14 protein-coding genes are annotated in these 15,311 nt (G+C 55.2%); 5 read left to right on the top strand and 9 right to left on the bottom strand.

Translation table 11 applies throughout. The features are described from left to right. Positions 1 to 162 precede the first annotated feature (162 nt). From OOJ60_RS07860 to OOJ60_RS07850, 3 genes are all read left to right on the top strand, one after another. Entirely contained in the window at positions 163 to 2,331 is a 2,169-nt protein-coding gene (locus OOJ60_RS07860) for a type I secretion system permease/ATPase (protein ID WP_205612409.1), read from the top strand. A 1-nt stretch (position 2,332) separates the two neighbouring features. Continuing rightward, positions 2,333 to 3,508: an HlyD family type I secretion periplasmic adaptor subunit gene (locus tag OOJ60_RS07855; RefSeq protein WP_199957238.1), complete on the top strand. Its 1,176-nt coding sequence runs from the start codon at positions 2,333 to 2,335 to the stop codon at positions 3,506 to 3,508. Positions 3,509 to 4,179: 671 nt separating this feature from the next. Then, positions 4,180 to 4,395: a hypothetical protein gene (locus OOJ60_RS07850; RefSeq protein WP_042292358.1), complete on the top strand. Its 216-nt coding sequence runs from the start codon at positions 4,180 to 4,182 to the stop codon at positions 4,393 to 4,395. A 10-nt stretch (positions 4,396 to 4,405) separates the two neighbouring features. Here OOJ60_RS07850 and OOJ60_RS07845 read toward each other — a convergent pair whose 3' ends face one another. The 6 genes from OOJ60_RS07845 to OOJ60_RS07820 form a co-directional block, all read right to left on the bottom strand. After that, the gene (locus OOJ60_RS07845) at positions 4,406 to 4,561 is read right to left on the bottom strand and encodes a hypothetical protein (protein WP_200035510.1); all 156 of its coding nucleotides are present in this window, start codon (positions 4,559 to 4,561) and stop codon (positions 4,406 to 4,408) included. 81 nt (positions 4,562 to 4,642) lie between these two features. Then, positions 4,643 to 5,836: an MFS transporter gene (locus OOJ60_RS07840; protein ID WP_205612354.1), complete on the bottom strand. Its 1,194-nt coding sequence runs from the start codon at positions 5,834 to 5,836 to the stop codon at positions 4,643 to 4,645. A gap of 79 nt (positions 5,837 to 5,915) precedes the next feature. Then, positions 5,916 to 6,713, bottom strand: a complete 798-nt coding sequence (locus OOJ60_RS07835) for an SdiA-regulated domain-containing protein (protein ID WP_233470888.1) — start codon at positions 6,711 to 6,713, stop codon at positions 5,916 to 5,918. 169 nt (positions 6,714 to 6,882) lie between these two features. After that, a complete protein-coding gene (locus OOJ60_RS07830) occupies positions 6,883 to 7,122 on the bottom strand; it encodes a DUF2164 domain-containing protein (RefSeq protein ID WP_042292346.1) in 240 nt (79 codons plus the stop codon). 9 nt (positions 7,123 to 7,131) lie between these two features. Continuing rightward, positions 7,132 to 8,403, bottom strand: a complete 1,272-nt coding sequence (locus OOJ60_RS07825) for a DUF445 domain-containing protein (RefSeq protein ID WP_042292344.1) — start codon at positions 8,401 to 8,403, stop codon at positions 7,132 to 7,134. A 44-nt stretch (positions 8,404 to 8,447) separates the two neighbouring features. Further along, positions 8,448 to 9,374, bottom strand: a complete 927-nt coding sequence (locus OOJ60_RS07820; protein ID WP_060570336.1) for a LysR family transcriptional regulator — start codon at positions 9,372 to 9,374, stop codon at positions 8,448 to 8,450. Positions 9,375 to 9,601: 227 nt separating this feature from the next. Between OOJ60_RS07820 and OOJ60_RS07815 the strand changes: the two genes are divergently transcribed. Both OOJ60_RS07815 and metC read left to right on the top strand, forming a co-directional pair. Continuing rightward, positions 9,602 to 10,834 carry a dicarboxylate/amino acid:cation symporter gene (locus tag OOJ60_RS07815; protein ID WP_042292341.1) on the top strand — a complete coding sequence of 411 codons (1,233 nt, stop codon included), beginning with the start codon at positions 9,602 to 9,604 and terminating at the stop codon, positions 10,832 to 10,834. A 28-nt stretch (positions 10,835 to 10,862) separates the two neighbouring features. Further along, positions 10,863 to 12,053, top strand: coding sequence for a cystathionine beta-lyase (metC, locus tag OOJ60_RS07810; RefSeq protein WP_042292339.1), 1,191 nt, complete (start codon positions 10,863 to 10,865; stop codon positions 12,051 to 12,053). A 90-nt stretch (positions 12,054 to 12,143) separates the two neighbouring features. On the opposite strand, the gene mdtM is transcribed toward metC, so the two are convergent. The 3 genes from mdtM to OOJ60_RS07795 form a co-directional block, all read right to left on the bottom strand. After that, positions 12,144 to 13,376, bottom strand: a complete 1,233-nt coding sequence (mdtM, locus tag OOJ60_RS07805; protein WP_167333870.1) for a multidrug efflux MFS transporter MdtM — start codon at positions 13,374 to 13,376, stop codon at positions 12,144 to 12,146. 304 nt (positions 13,377 to 13,680) lie between these two features. Next, a complete protein-coding gene (locus tag OOJ60_RS07800) occupies positions 13,681 to 14,343 on the bottom strand; it encodes a LysE family translocator (RefSeq protein ID WP_200035506.1) in 663 nt (220 codons plus the stop codon). A gap of 48 nt (positions 14,344 to 14,391) precedes the next feature. After that, positions 14,392 to 15,207 (bottom strand): helix-turn-helix transcriptional regulator, encoded by an 816-nt coding sequence (locus tag OOJ60_RS07795; protein WP_205612352.1) that lies wholly within the window; start codon positions 15,205 to 15,207, stop codon positions 14,392 to 14,394. Between the last annotated feature and the right edge of the window lie 104 nt (positions 15,208 to 15,311).

The following is a 15,311-nucleotide window of genomic DNA, read 5'->3' as shown; positions in this document are numbered from 1 at the left end:
CCGGCACACTTCGCGGTAAATACGCACTAGACTAAAAAATGAACAGCGCAGAGTGGATAACAGGTTTATCGCGCTGCGGCAGAAACGAGTATGAGCACACAATCCGTTATTCCTCACGCAATTCCGTTACGGCGCAATGTCGCAGAACAGGAACAGAATGCTATGAACACGCAGTCGCAATATGAACCCTGGTTACAGGCTATGATCGGCGTGGCGCAACATTATCGTCTCGACTACTCGCAGGAGCATGTTCGGGTGTCGATAAACTATGAAACTGACTCCCCGCGCGAGCTGGTGTTAAAAGATATGGCGCGCCAACTGGGGCTGGGTTTGCGCAGGGTCGCAGCGAAAGTCTCGCATCTCGATCCGTGGCGTCTGCCGCTCATTGCGGAATTTAGCGAAGGGCAAATCGCCGTCATTACCCGCATGGACAACGACGGGAATATCAGCCTGCAGTTCAGCGGCGATGAAGGGCTGGAAACCGTATTACCGCGCGATGAATTAAGCGCGCGACTGAAAGCGTTATTTATTTTACGTCCGCTGGAATCCACGCCTGACGCGCGCGTTGATGATTACATTAAGCCGTATAAGAAAAACTGGTTCTGGCAGTTGGCGTTAAAAGACTGGCCTCGCTATATCGACATTATGGTGGTTGCGCTGGTGGCGAACGTGCTGGCGCTCTCTGGCATGATTTTTTCGATGCAGGTTTACGACCGCGTAGTGCCCTCGCAGTCTGAAACTACCCTGTGGGTGCTGTTTGGCGGGGTAATGCTGGCGATCCTGTTTGAATTTATTATGCGCATGCTGCGCGTCTATATTTCTGACGTGGTGGGCAAGCGGGCCGACTTGCGTATTTCAGAACGCATTTTTGCTCATGCGATGCGGATTAAGAACGGCGCGCGATCCAAATCCACCGGATCGTTTATTGCCCAGATCCGCGAACTGGAGTCGGTGCGTGAGCTGATCACCTCTACCACCATCGCCGCGCTCTCCGATCTGCCCTTCTTCCTGCTGTTTGTCTTCATTTTATGGATGATTGGCGGTCCGCTGGTGCTGGTGGTGCTGATGGCGGTTCCGCTGCTGCTGATCCCCGGCCTGCTGGTGCAGCGTCCGCTGGGGCGGCTGTCCAGCGAGGGGATGCGCGAGTCGGCTATCCGTAACGCCACGCTGGTGGAAGCGGTACAGGGCATTGAAGATATCAAACTGATGCGCGCCGAACAGCGTTTTCAGAACCAGTGGAACAACACCAATTTTGTCGCCGCTGACGTCGGCATGCGCCAGCGCTGGCTGACCAGTCTGTTGCTGACCTGGACCCAGGAAGTTCAGTCCATTGTCTATGCGGTGGTGCTGCTGATTGGCTGTTATCTGGTCATTGCTGGTGATATGACCACGGGCGCGCTGGTCGGGACCTCGATTCTGGCCTCGCGCACTATCGCGCCGCTGTCGCAAATCTCCGGCGTGTTGTCGCGTTGGCAGTCGGCGAAGGTGGCGTTACAGGGGCTGGATGAGCTGATGCAGCGTCCGGTTGATGAGCCGCAGCAGGGCAAGAAAGTACATAAAGCGCACCTGCGCGGGCATTATCAACTGGAAAACGTCGCGTTTTACTACGACGAAGAAGAGAAAGTTAACGTGCTGACGGTGCCTTCGCTGAATATCAACGCCGGGGAGCGCGTGGCGCTGCTCGGTCGCAACGGCTCGGGTAAAAGTACGTTGCTGCAGGTGCTGGCGGGTATGCAGGAACCGCAGCAGGGGTCGGTGCTGCTCGACAATATCGCGCTCAATCACCTTGACCCGGCGGATCTGCGCCGCGATATGCAGTTGCTGAGCCAGCAGGCACGCCTGTTCTTTGGCTCCATCCACGACAATATTACGCTCGGTAACCCCACGGCGACCGATGACGATATCCAGCAGGCGCTGGCGATCAGCGGCGCGCTCGAATTTGTGCGCAAGCAGAAAACCGGGCTGAACTATGTGATCAGCGAAGGCGGCGCCGGACTGTCGGGCGGACAACGTCAGGCGCTGCTGTTGGCGCGCGCGCTGCTGACGTCGCCGAACGTTTTACTGCTGGATGAGCCCACTGCCTGGCTGGATGAAATTGGCGAGAGCCAGTTTATTCAGCACCTGAAGAACTGGCTGGGCAATACGCGAACGATGGTGGTGGCGACGCACCGTTTGCCGATCCTTGAACTGGTGGATCGCATTATCGTGCTGGATAACGGACGTATTGTCATGGACGGCCCGCGTGACGCCATTTTGCATAAACACGGTATGACGCCGCCGACGACAGGCAATGTTACCCGGATGCCGTCGAACAACCCAGGGAGAGCGTAAAATGCGCGATGTAAACCGTTTTAACAGTCGCCTCAGCGAGCCTAAACTGCCGCGCTCTTCCCTGATCGTCTGGTTCCTGTTTGCCCTGCTGGCGGCGTTTGTCGCCTGGGCGAGCTACTTTCATCTGGATGAAGTAACCACCGGCAGCGGCAAAGTGGTGCCATCGTCCCACGAGCAGGAGATCCAGTCGCTGGAAGGCGGCATTATCTACAAACTGCACGTGCGTGAAGGCGACATTGTGGAAAAAGGGCAAGTCCTGGCGCAGCTCGACCGGACGAAAACCGAGTCCGGCGTGCAGGAGAGCGAATCGAAACTGCATGCGGCGCTGGCGACCTCGGCGCGTTTAACGGCGGAAGTGAACGGCACCGAGCCGGTATTCCCGCCGGAGCTGAACAACGAGACGGCGCTGATAAACCAGGAGCGCGCGTTGTTTCTCTCCCGACGTGAAAGCCTGGAAAAAGGGATCCAGGGGCTGAAGCAGGGCATCGCGCTGATTGACGGCGAGCTGGCGCTCACCCAACCGCTGATCAAACAGGGCGCAGCCAGCCAGGTGGAAGTGCTGCGCCTGCGCCGGCAAAAGAATGAGATGGAAAATAAGATCGCCGAGCTGCAAACCCAGTATTACGTGCGCGCCCGTGAAGAGCTGGCGAAGGCCAACGCTGAAATCGAGACCGAGCGGTCAGTGATGCGCGGGCGGGAAGATTCGCTGACCCGCCTGACCTTTACCGCCCCCGTACGCGGCATTGTGAAAGATATTGACGTCACGACCGTGGGCGGTGTGATCGCCCCAGGCGGCAAGCTGATGAGCCTGGTGCCGTTAGACGATCAGATCCTGATTGAAACGAAAATCCTGCCGCGCGATGTTGCGTTTATCCATCCGGGACAGGAAGCGATGGTAAAGATTACCGCTTACGATTACTCCATTTATGGCGGCATCAACGGCGTGGTGACGCTCATATCGCCGGATACGATTCAGGATGAAGTCAAACGCGATCTCTACTATTACCGGGTTTACATTCGCACCAACAGCAATCAGTTAATTAATAAACAGAAAAAAGCCTTTCCGGTGTTTCCCGGCATGATTGCCACCGTGGATATCAAAACCGGCAATAAAACGGTGCTGGAGTATCTGCTGAAACCGCTGAATAAGGCGAAAGAAGCCATGCGGGAAAGATAACGACAGCCCGCAGTGGACAACGGTCCGCCGGGGAATTTCAGGGCGGACCAGCAGCTTTTTTATGTCAATGCCACTCCGCAGAGAGATGGACAGGCAAACGCGTAAAAATTTCTGTACAACGAGGGCGGTTATTTGTGCGCTTCATCAGATTCTTACCAAAAATTGGCAAATGTGTCTCTTGAAAATTGACTTAAATCAAACTGAAGGCACTTAATTTGCGTCCTTAAAAAATGTTGCCGTTTACGTCTTGTTTACCTTTCCAGTGCGACAAGCAGCAGTGGTAAGACGTCCGGGGGCAGAATATTGTGAGGCTCACTACAAAAATGATGGGGTAAGCATCGTTTAAGCCCCTCTAAAACTCCGGTTATTCCGCGCAATGTAAACATTTATTTGAGGAGTAACTTATTGGCGAACGGGAATTTTCCACTGTCGGTCCACATTTTATCCATGCCAATTTACACCAGGCCGACGTAGAATAAAGGTCAGGGTGTAAAGGAATCGTGACGAAATAAAGGTTGCCAGTCTTCCCTTTCATTTGAAATATCGTTCCATTTTGAGGCGATTTATTAACAATTAAATTACGTGACTGATGAATTTTTGTGCGTTGACTTGTTTTTCCGCTAACTGCATATTCCTCTCCTGTTAAGACCACCCGCTTTCAGGAGATGACAATGCCTTCTCGCGATTATCCCGATCAACGCAAAGCCAGAGGCACGCGTTCTAAAAATATGGTTCTGTTGAGCGCCCGCGTAGAGTCAACCCTTTGGGACTATGTCCGTGCGCTGGCGCTGGAAACGCGGAAAAGTAAGCAGGATATTATTGCCGAAGCGTTAATGCTTCACCGCACCGTCCACGAAGACGATCTTAAGCACGGCGCGGAAAATTAAGCGCAGGTTTTCAGACGTTGTCTTTGCCGCTCTGCCGTTCCGTGGACTGTATTAGCGCTTTTACAATGGGCCTGACCCTGGCCGTCGTGATGATACCGATAATGATGTGGGGATGTACCGTCATCATATTTCCTTCGCCGATTATCACCACCCATAAAATAATCACGGATTTATTCTTTCGGAACTTCTGGAATGGCTTCATCGCGTTTCGAAAATAATCCAGGCCCGCTTTTTATGACTCCGGTGATTATTTTGCGCGGCAGCGTAATAAGCGCTTTTGTTGATAAAGCTGGGCGACACTGATTAATGCGGCAATCATTAGCGCCAGCGCGCCGCAGAGCGTTGCGCGGGTAATGGCCTCTGTTCCGTTGGCGAAAAAGGTGGTTAATAGCGGGCCGAGGATCTGCCCAATACCGTAAGTCAGCGTGACAAAGCCCAACAGATTGAGATTCCCGGGCACGCTCAACTGACGGGCGAGGGTCATCACCAGCGAAGTGGTGCCCATAAAGGTCGCGCCAAAACCAATACTGCTGAGCACCAGCAGCGTCGGCGAGCCGCTGGCGAGGGTGAGGAGCACACAGGCACCCTGAATCACCAGGTTTGCCGTCAGGCATTGCAGAACGCCCCAGCGTTTTGCGGCCCATAGCCAGCCGAAGCAGCCCGGCACAATCGAAAGGCCCACCAGCGTCCACAGGTGTACCGTTAAAAGCGGCGACCCCGCGTCTTTAGCCATCAACGGCAGATAGGTGGCAACAATAATGTAGCCGAACCCGGCAAGGCCATAGAGTATCGCCAGTAACCACCAGCGCATTGGCTGATGCTTTGCCTCAGCCAGTGGCGCGGGCGGTATCGCATGAGCGCGGGAAGGCAGCAGCAGCGCGAGCAAAACCACCAGCAGGCCGGAGAAGGCGGCGGCCCCTGTCCACAGGGTCTGCGAGGTAAGCGCCAGTTGAAGCCCGGCGATAACATACTCATTGCCCAGCGCGATGCCCACGCCGACCCCGGAAAACAGCGAGGCCACAACGAACGGATGACGGGTATGTTGCAGGATCAGCGTCGAGCCAAAAATCAGCATTCCGGCGCTGGCGACCCCGGCGAGAAAACGCGCCAGCATCACGCCGACCGGATGTGTCAGCGCCGCCATCGCCAGAATCAATATGCCGGTGGCGACGGCAGAGGTGAACAGCAGCGGGCGTAACCGTCCCGGCAGATGGAACAGACCAAAAGAGAACAGCAGGCTTCCCATCAGATAGCCCGCATAGTTGATGCTGGCGATCCACGACAGTTCGCTAAAACTAAAGCGTCCTTCAGCCAGCAGTACTGGCAGCATAGGCGTATACAAAAAGCGGCCTATGCCCATGCCGAGCGCTAAAACCATCATGCCAAACAGAGCGGTGCTAAAAGAAAAACGGTCAGCGAGATGATGCGGTTGTTGGCTCATGCCGTACCCTGTGTGATGATTCGCGTGGTAAGAGTGAGAGTAACAAATTTTTAACAACCGGGTAAGGCATAATGTGAATTTAGTGTGCAGGCACTGGCGTAAAGCGGTAAAACAGATTCGGTTCGCTGACGATAAAGATCGTGCCCTGGTTGTCCATCGCAATCCCTTCCGCCTGCTGGAGAGTCTTTGCCAGCCCGTGGTGGCCTCCGGTCAACGACAGGGAGCCAATCACGTCGCCGTCCCGCGTCACCTCTTTTAGCGTTCGTGACTCATGAGAAAGGATCAACAAGGTATTATTTTGTGAATTAAACTCTGCGCCGGAAATGTCTTTTACCGCCAGATTGCGCTGCAGCGCGAGATCCCGGCCAATCGAGAGCTCATCGTTACGCAGTAATCCCCGAACCGTGTAAATCTCAATCGGTTTACGCTCCTTAAAGAACCAGAAGGTACGATCGTTTTGTGACCAGGCCAGTCCTTCAAAACCGCGGTTGGTCGGCGTGTCATGCACAGCGAACTGCACTTTTTTGACGATTTTCACCTCTGAGCGCTCATTTACGGTGATCACGTAAATGGTGTAGTTTTTCTCATCGCTCACCACGAAGGTGTCGTCGCCGACGTATTCGATCGTTTCCATATCTTGCACAAAATCGAGCGGGATGGTGCGCAGTAAGTCACCTTCTTTGGTCAGCTCAACAAGGGTGGCGGGTCTGTTCAGGGTGCTGAACAGGGTGTCGCTTTTTTCCGACCAGGTGAGCGAAGAGATGTTGTTTTTAATGCCAGCAATTTCTTTGCCATCAATCGTGGCGCGATAGTGCTGTAGAGAAGAATCCGGACGTTCGGCATCGGCCATCGCCCCGGTAAGGAGCATGAAGCCCATTGCGGCGATAACCCCAGCAAACACGACAAACCCGGCCACGGGGCGTTTTAACAGCCAGACAATCCTTTTCATAAGCGATCTTTCCCTGAACGGCGAACAGACGTCCAGTATTAGGCAAAGATCTTAACGACTTCTTAACCGTCAAACGGATCGCTTTGAGACGGCATCGCTAGAGGATCTTTTTCAGATCCATCTCCTCCTGAATCCGTTCATTCCACGCAAGGTGAGTGCGGATCGCCTCTTCAATGCCGGCGTTGTAGAAGGCGGGGCCCAATTTATCGATAATAAAATCGATAAAAAACTCAGCGTCGAACTGCTCCAGGTGGAGATCGAACTGATCGCGGCAGTAGCGCTCCAGCTCGTCGCGCAAGCGCTCGCGCTCCGCTGCGGAAAGAGTGAGATCAGCCATAGTATTTCCTTAAAAGCCCATCAGGGCCGGGGCGTGGGATAACAGATAAAGCACCAGCCCAATGGTACCACCGACCAGGGTGCCGTTGACGCGGATAAACTGCAAATCTTTGCCGATATTCAGTTCAATCTGCCGCGACATATCGCGCGGGTCCCAGCTTTTTACCGTGTCGCTGATGTGGCGGGTCAGAAAGCTGGCGAACTCTGGGGCAACCCGATGCGCAGCCTGTTCCAGATGGCCATTAAGCGACGCGCGCAGCGCATCGTCGGCAATCAGCGTTTCGCCAAACCACTGGCCAGCATTGGCGATCCGCTGTTTGACGCGCGAATCGTCGGCGTTGATATCGTTTTTCAGCCACTGGCGCAGATCCGCCCACAGCTCGCCCAGATAGCGGTTAAAGGCTTCATCTTCCTTCAGGTACTCTTTAATGCTTTCGGCGCGATCCGCCATTTCCGGATCGTTTTTCAGCTTATCGATAAGTTTGAATGTGGCGCGATCGAAAGCATGGCGGATCTGGTGAGCGCGATCCTGGCTGATGTCATCCAGTAGTGAATTCACCGCGTCAGAAACCAGTTCGGCGCTGTGCTCGCCGAGCCATTCGGTCGGCAGAATTTTCGCTTTCAGCGGATGCTCGGTTTCCAGCCAGCGCACGATCTGCTGGGCGATAAACCGGCGTGAGCTGTCGCGTTGCAGCAGGGCGATAAGCTGGGCGATCAGCGTGTCGAGCAGCACCTGGTGACGATCGTTTTTGGTCATGCTTTCCAGCATCAGGGCGCTGGTACCGGAGAGATCCACCTTGTCGATGGCTTTATGTACCGCGCGTTTCAGCAGGCGCTGAATGCGGGCGTCGTCGGTCAGTTCCAGAAAACCGCTCATGATCTGCAATAAATGCAGGCCGACCCGCTGGGCATTGTCCGGCTGGCTAAACCAGTTGCCGATCAACAGCGCCGGTTCGTGGCGGCGGATCAACGCCACCAGCGACTGAGTATCGAGGAATTTTTCCTGGACGAACTGGCCGAGATTCTCGCCAATGCGATCTTTATTGCGTGGGATGATCGCCGTATGGCGCGAGATAAATGGCAGCGGCACGCGGCGAAACAGCGCCACGACCGCGAACCAGTCCGCCAGCGCGCCGACCATCGCCGCTTCGGCAATGGCCTTGATTCCGCTAACCCAGAAACCGGGAGGCAGAAAAAGCGTGACCACAAAAGTGCTGGCGGCGATCAGCAGCAACGAGAGCGCCAGCAGTTTGGCGCGTTTAAGTTCAGCGATTTTATTCATACGCTTAAGGATAGAGGCAGACAGTGGGATTGTGCAACGCGTACTCAGCCCGGGATCCAGTTGTCCCAGGCCGGAAGAGCGCCGAGTTCCGCCACCAGAAAATCGATAAACGATCGTACCTTTGGGTTACTGTATTTGCTGGGGAAATAAAGTGCGTACAGGGTGTGCGTTTCGCAGGCGATCGTACCGTCGAGCATCAGCGGGGTGATCTCTTCTTTCTGGATATGATCGCCAATCAGGTAGGTGGGCAGATACGCCACGCCCTGATCCTCCAGCACCGATTTCAGCAGCACCAGACTGCTGTTGGCCTGAATCGGCATATGCAGTTTGAGTTGATGCAGCCGATCCTGCTCGTCGGCGACCTTTACGGTTGGCGTCAGGCCGGGGTAAACCAGACAGTCATGATCCACCAGATCGGCGCGCCGCAGCGGCATCCCTTTTTTGGCGAGATAGCCCGGTGAGGCGCACCAGGCCCAGCGGATCGGCACCAGCTTGCGCATCGCATAGTTTTGCGGCGGTGCGGTGGAGATGCGCAGCGCAATATCAAAGTCAGTATCGTTCAGGTTGATAAAATTATCGTTGAGATCGATATACAGATTCACGTCGGGAAACTGGGTGCGGTATTTATCCACCAGATTGACCAGCCGGGAATAACCAAAGGCAATAGAGCAGGTAATGCGTAATTCCCCCTGAGGATTGTGATAATAGCCAGAGGTGGTATTCAACGTTTCATCAAATTCTTTCAGTAATTTATTGGCGCGATTAAATAAATAGTGTCCAGCGTCGGTCAGCGTAATACTGCGGGTGGTACGCTTAATTAAGGTCGTTCCTAATGTATCTTCCATTGCCGCCAGACTTTTACTTACCGCCGACGGCGAAACGTTAAGCTGCGCCGCCGCTTCAGATAAGCCGCCACAGTCGACAATCCGGACAAAAAACTCTAAATGCTTGAGTGAAATGGGCGCGCTCATTGTTTCCTTTTATTCACAAGTGATTTGCAAAAACGGTACGAATATGCCGTTACATTCCTTTCTGAAACATGCAACTATTGAATCACAGGAAACAACGTGCTGACAAAATGAAAAAATAACAACTTAAGTGAGTCAGGTCACAAAATAATAAGGAGGAAAAATCGGAACCCCATCAAATTGTGAATTTACTCTCATTTTATATTCTATTTTAATGAAAGGTGCCTCGTATGTGGTCACGACTCGAACCCTATAAATCGTCAATTATCTTATTACTCGCACTGGTGGCCGGCGGCGTATTCGGTATTTATGCCCCCGCGGTTGCCAGTCAACTTCAGCCGATAGGTCAGATTTTCCTGAACCTGCTGTTTATGATTATTGTTCCGCTGGTTGGCATTAGCGTGATGTCTTCTATTGCCAGCATGACCGACCTGAAGCGTCTGGGGCGCATTATGGCGGTTATTTTTATCGTCTCTATTGCGATGGCGTTTATACCCGCGGCAGGGATCGTCGCTCTGGCGCTGTGGTACAACCCGGCGCAGGGCGTCACTATCGATCTGTCTCAGTCCGTGCAGGCGGGCAGCGGCAAGATGGATTTTGTCAGTATGATCACCACCAATGATTTTATCGGCCTGTTTTCCAAGTCGAATATTCTGGCGTTGATCGTCATGGCGATCGTTGCCGGGATCGCTATCGGTCAGTCGGAGCAGGCCGGTAAGCGCATCGCGTCGCTGCTGGAAGACGCCAACACGGTGATCATGAAGATCGTGTCGATCATTATGAAGGTCGCGCCGGTCGGGCTTGGCTGCTACTTCGCGGCGACGATGGCCAGCCAGGACGCCGACTTGCTGCTGACCTTCGCCCGGGCAATTGGCCTGTTTATGGTCGCCACCCTGGTGTATTACGTCTTTGGCTCAATACTCTATTCGTACATCGGCGGGGGCGTTCCGGCGGTAAAAGCCTTCTGGCGCCACGCCATTGAGCCTTCCGTGACCGCGCTGGGCACCTGTTCCTCGCTGGGCACGTTACCGGTGACCCTGCGCGCGGGCAAGGCGATGGGCATTAATCCGGAAATTGTTGATGTCTCCGTGCCGCTGTTGGTCAACCTGAACAAGGGCGGCGTGGCGATGATTGCGGCGCTGAAGATTGTCTTTATCTATTCAGTACTGGGGATGGAATTTACCACCGAGACCTTCTTTTTGACCATGCTGATTGCCGTGCTGTCGGCGATTATCGTTGGCGGCGTGCCGGGTGGGGCGTTTCTCGGCGAGATCTTTATCGTCACCACGCTGGGACTGCCGATGGAGGCAATTCCGATGCTGGTGGTGCTTGGTACCATTACCGATGCTCCGGCAACGCTGATTAACGTCATTCACGATTTAAACGCGACGCAGATTGTTGAGCGCTTCGCGGGAAAGAAACAGGCCAGTGTCGGGATTAACCCTGGCACGGCGACGGTATAAGTTTGCGTACGGATGAAGGATAAAAAATATGAAAGATTCAATGAAGCTTGAAACGCAGTTAATCATCGCCGGACGCGATAAGCGCTATACCCAGGGAGCGGTGAACCCGGTGATCCAGCGGGCCTCCTCTCTGGTGTTTGATACCGTCAAAGACAAAAAATTCGCCACTGCCAATCGCGCCAACGGCGAGCTGTTTTACGGACGTCGCGGCACGTATACTCACTTCGCCTTTCAGAAGGCGATGAGCGAACTGGAGGGCGGCGTCGGCTGCGCGCTCTATCCGTGCGGCGCGGCGGCGGTGACCAATGCGATCCTCGCCTTTGTACAGGGGGGCGATCATCTGTTGATGACCGGCGCGGCGTATGAGCCGACCCAGGATTTCTGCAATAAGATCCTCAGTAAATTCAATGTCGAAACCACCTATTACGATCCTATGATCGGCGCGGGAATTGCCGAACTGATCCGGCCGGAAACCAAAGTGGTGTTTCTTGAATCACCCAGTTCGATCACCATGGAAGTGCAGGATGTTCCGGGGATGGTAAAAGCGATCCGCGCGGTGAACCCGGAGATCGTCATTATGATCGACAACACCTGGGCGGCTGGCGTGTTGTTTAAGGCGCTGGACTATGGTGTGGACATTTCGATTCAGGCAGGAACCAAGTACACCATCGGTCATTCAGACGGTATGCTGGGTACGGCGGTGTCCAACGCCCGCTGCTGGGAGCGCCTGCGTGAGAATTCGTATCTGATGGGGCAGACGCTGGATGCAGATACCGCTTATAACGGCAGCCGCGGCCTGCGTACGCTGTCGGTCCGCCTGAAGCAGCATCAGGAGAGCAGTATTGAGATTGCCCGCTGGCTGTCGGCGCGACCGGAAGTGGCGCGCGTGAACCATCCGGCGTTGGCGGAATGCCCGGGGCACGAGTACTTTGTGCGTGACTTTAGCGGCAGCTCCGGCCTGTTCTCCTTTGTGCTAAAAAAACGCCTGTCGGACACGCAACTGGCCGCGTTCCTTGATAACTTTTCGCTGTTCCATATGGCCTACTCCTGGGGCGGCTTTGAATCGCTGATTCTGGCGAATCAGCCGGAGGAACTAAACAGCATCCGTCTGGCAGGGGACGTGGACTTCAGCGGAACGCTGGTGCGGGTGCATATCGGGCTGGAAGACGTGGGCGATTTGATTGCCGATCTCGACGCCGGATTTGCGCGCATCGCGTAAAGTGATTCCCTTGCCGGATGGCGCTGACGCTTAACCCACCTGCGAACCCTGTCGGTTGGTTAAGGGGCCTTCACCGCCATCCGGCTTGCTTTATTTCTCAAGCGCCAGCTCGGTTTCGCCATGCTGGCGCACGCGATGGAGCAAACCTCGTAGCGTGAACACGACCACCACGCCTGCCGCTACCGCCAGCAGGTGAAAAGGGATTCGCCCGCCGTTAAACCACAACCAGCGGCCAACCTCGACGGAGACGGCCATCACCAGCAGAATCACCATATTCAGCGACGCCGAGACCGTGCCCTTGGGCAGATTGTTGGTAAACAACGTAAAGCGGAACAGCGTCGGGAAGATCATTCCTATACCAAACGCGTACAGGCTGGTGCCCATCACCGACCACAGCCAGACGTGCGGCCAGAGCAGGTTTCCGGCAATCAACACCGCGAGTCCGCTAAGCTGGATAGGCACCGCGCGCCAGATAAAGCGGGGATCGGTGGGATCGTTAACAAAGCGCGCGACGATGGCGTTGGCGACGATCACTGCGCCGAACACCGGCACCTGCGCCCAGGCAAACTGCGAGGTGGTCATGCCGCCAGCGTCGATCAGGATCACCGGCGAAACGGCAACCCAGCTCATCATCGGGATATAACTGAGCGACAGCGTCGCGGCGCCCGCGAGGAACACACGATTGCGGAACACATCGCGGAAGTCGCGCAGCACGCTGACCGCGCTGAACGGCACCGCGCCGCGCTTGACCGTTTCCGGCATGGTCAACAACAGGCCAATAAATGCAAGAAAGCCCATCACGCCGATAATACCAAACAGCGCTTTCCAGTGGACAAAGTGCATCAGCGCCGCGCCGGAAAGCGGGCCGATAATAGGTGCCACAAGAACGATAGAGGTGATAATCGCCATCAATTTAATGCCTTTCGTCTGACCGAAGGCTTCCTGAACCGTGACGTAGCCGACCGTCGCGATAAAGCAAATGCTGGTGCCCTGTACCACGCGCGCGATCAGAAACTGCGTCATGGTGGTGGTGAACAGCGTGGCGGTACAGGCAAGGGCGAAGATCAGCGCGCCGGTAATCAGCACCGGCCTGCGGCCAATGCGATCCGAAAGCGGCCCCAGCAACCATTGCAACACCATGCCGCCGGTCAGATAAAGGCTGACCGCCGCGGGCGCAAGGCTGACGTCGGCGTTAAAATCGCGCACGACGTTGATGATGCCAGGCTGAATCAAATCCGTCGACAGATAAGCGGCAAAGTCATACACGATCAGCGCCATCGGAAAAAACAGCGACGTGGCGTGCCGTGAGAAAAAGTGAGAAATCCGTGACATCGTAAACGCACTCCATGTGGAACAACCCATAGCGGGAACAACGAAATTCAATACCGTCACAGGGACGTCAGGCAGAGAACGGGCGCAAACAGACTGCGGATGGACTGAATTTCATGTAATCAAAAGCGCTGTCCGCACATAAACACAGACAGGAAAACACCACTGACTCACGTCAGAAAGTGTGTCGATTACAGATGACATTCAGCACATCACACCTCGGGAAAAGTAAGTTGAGTGGAAAATATACACATTGAGTGTAATTAAATTTTGACGGTAATCAAAAGAGTTTTGCGGGTTAATTCGGCGTAGCGACAATCAGCGGCCAGATAAACCGTCCGACAATCCCCACGCCAAAAACGCACAAGATGGCGCCAGCGGCCCGCTCAATCCACAGTAACCCGTGGGTGAAGCGCTGCTGGACGGCTGGCAGAGCGATAACCGTGACGATCAGTATATCCCATGCCAGCACCACGCTGGTCATCCAGATGCCGCTTACCGTTTGCTGCACCAGCGTCACCCCGGGGCCAAGCAACGCTGTCATTAGCGCCAGGTAAAACAGCGCGTTCTTTGGGTTGAGCAATGAGGAGCCCAGCCCCAACAGCAGCTGTTGGTGAAAACCCGGGTAAGCGTTTTCAGCGCCGGAACCGGACAACGTCTGCGGACGGCTTCGCAGCAGCAGGGCGCCAATCCACAGAAGATACACTGCGCCGAGCAGCTCAATGACGGTAAACAGGAGCGGCAGCTGGCGCAGGATCCCCCAGCCGACAATCGCCAGCAGGATGTACAGGCCATTGCCTGCGGCAATCCCGACACACAGCCCGGCGCTACCCCGCAATGGGTAGCGGACCGCATAGCCGACCAGTAAAAAGAAGTCGGGACCCGGACTCAGCAGCGCCACAAAATGTGCCAACGCCAGCGCGGGGAATGCCGACGGAAAGAGAACAGAGAAGCGTTCCATAGTGACCTCAGACAGTAAACCTGAGATCACCCTACCTTTTGTCCGGCGCTAATTATTGTCTGATATTGATCGCCCCGATGCATACTGACGCGGCGTGGCGGCGGTATAGCTGACAAAGGTGCGATGAAAATGACTCTGATCGGCGAATCCGCTCTGGTAACTGACGTCGGCAATCGTCTCCCCGGCGCGTAAACGCGCGCGGGCGTAACCGATGCGCGCGATGTTCAGGTAACTGCCCGGCGTCAGGCCGACATCCTGTTTAAAGGTGCGGATCAGCGTCTCTTTACGCATCTGGCACTCATGGGCTAACTCATCCAGCGACGGTGGAGAAAGCAAATCGCTTTGCAGGCGTGTCAGTAAATAGCGACTGCTGGCGCGTGGAGTATCTGTCGTGCCAATGTGCAAGGGGAGCTGGCGCAGCAGACGCTGGGCGGCGCTCACTACCGCCGCCGTCTGCCGGCGCGCCATGAACGTGACCAGCGTAAGGTAATCGGCAAACAGCGACGGGCTGCGAATGACCGGCGCGGGGGCGACAAGGCGCGCGCTGGCGGTCACGCCAACGAATTGCGCACGGCACCAGTCTGCGTCCAGATAGAGCATATGATAGCTGCGACACTGTCCGTCTACCGGGTTGCAGCTGTGTGGCGCATCCGGCGGGATCACAATCAGATCGCCTGCCTGCAGGCGGTACTCCACCCCGTGACTGATGCAACGGGTTTCTCCTTCCAGGATCGCGCCAACCGACAGTTGCGGGTGGTAATGGCGCTTGTAGGCCTGATGGCTGCGTCTGGTACTGCGCAATTCCAGCCACGGCAGTTGTTCGTCACGCCAGAATGATTGTGAAATATTTCGGGTGCGGTTCACGGTCAGCCTCTCCTGTTGATAATGATGAGTTATACCACAGGCCGGACGGCGAAAACGTCGTAATCGCCGACGTTGTGTGGTTTTTGCGTAGCGCATTCCGCGAA

It is taken from the genome of Citrobacter sp. R4 (assembly GCF_026719175.1).
Lineage (GTDB): Bacteria > Pseudomonadota > Gammaproteobacteria > Enterobacterales > Enterobacteriaceae > Citrobacter_A > Citrobacter_A sedlakii.
Note: the sequence above shows the minus strand (reverse complement) of the source record. Positions and strands in the feature narration are given on the sequence as shown.

Bases quoted from the DNA above. Each gene is read 5' to 3' on its own strand.
- OOJ60_RS07850 (WP_042292358.1), top strand. From the start codon at position 4,180: ATGCCTTCTCGCGATTATCCCGATCAACGCAAAGCCAGAGGCACGCGT.
- OOJ60_RS07840 (WP_205612354.1), bottom strand. From the start codon at position 5,836: ATGAGCCAACAACCGCATCATCTCGCTGACCGTTTTTCTTTTAGCACC.
- OOJ60_RS07855 (WP_199957238.1), top strand. From the start codon at position 2,333: ATGCGCGATGTAAACCGTTTTAACAGTCGCCTCAGCGAGCCTAAACTG.
- OOJ60_RS07860 (WP_205612409.1), top strand. From the start codon at position 163: ATGAACACGCAGTCGCAATATGAACCCTGGTTACAGGCTATGATCGGC.
- OOJ60_RS07830 (WP_042292346.1), bottom strand. From the start codon at position 7,122: ATGGCTGATCTCACTCTTTCCGCAGCGGAGCGCGAGCGCTTGCGCGAC.
- metC (WP_042292339.1), top strand. From the start codon at position 10,863: ATGAAAGATTCAATGAAGCTTGAAACGCAGTTAATCATCGCCGGACGC.
- OOJ60_RS07825 (WP_042292344.1), bottom strand. From the start codon at position 8,403: ATGAATAAAATCGCTGAACTTAAACGCGCCAAACTGCTGGCGCTCTCG.
- OOJ60_RS07815 (WP_042292341.1), top strand. From the start codon at position 9,602: ATGTGGTCACGACTCGAACCCTATAAATCGTCAATTATCTTATTACTC.
- OOJ60_RS07835 (WP_233470888.1), bottom strand. From the start codon at position 6,713: ATGGGCTTCATGCTCCTTACCGGGGCGATGGCCGATGCCGAACGTCCG.
- OOJ60_RS07800 (WP_200035506.1), bottom strand. From the start codon at position 14,343: ATGGAACGCTTCTCTGTTCTCTTTCCGTCGGCATTCCCCGCGCTGGCG.
- OOJ60_RS07820 (WP_060570336.1), bottom strand. From the start codon at position 9,374: ATGAGCGCGCCCATTTCACTCAAGCATTTAGAGTTTTTTGTCCGGATT.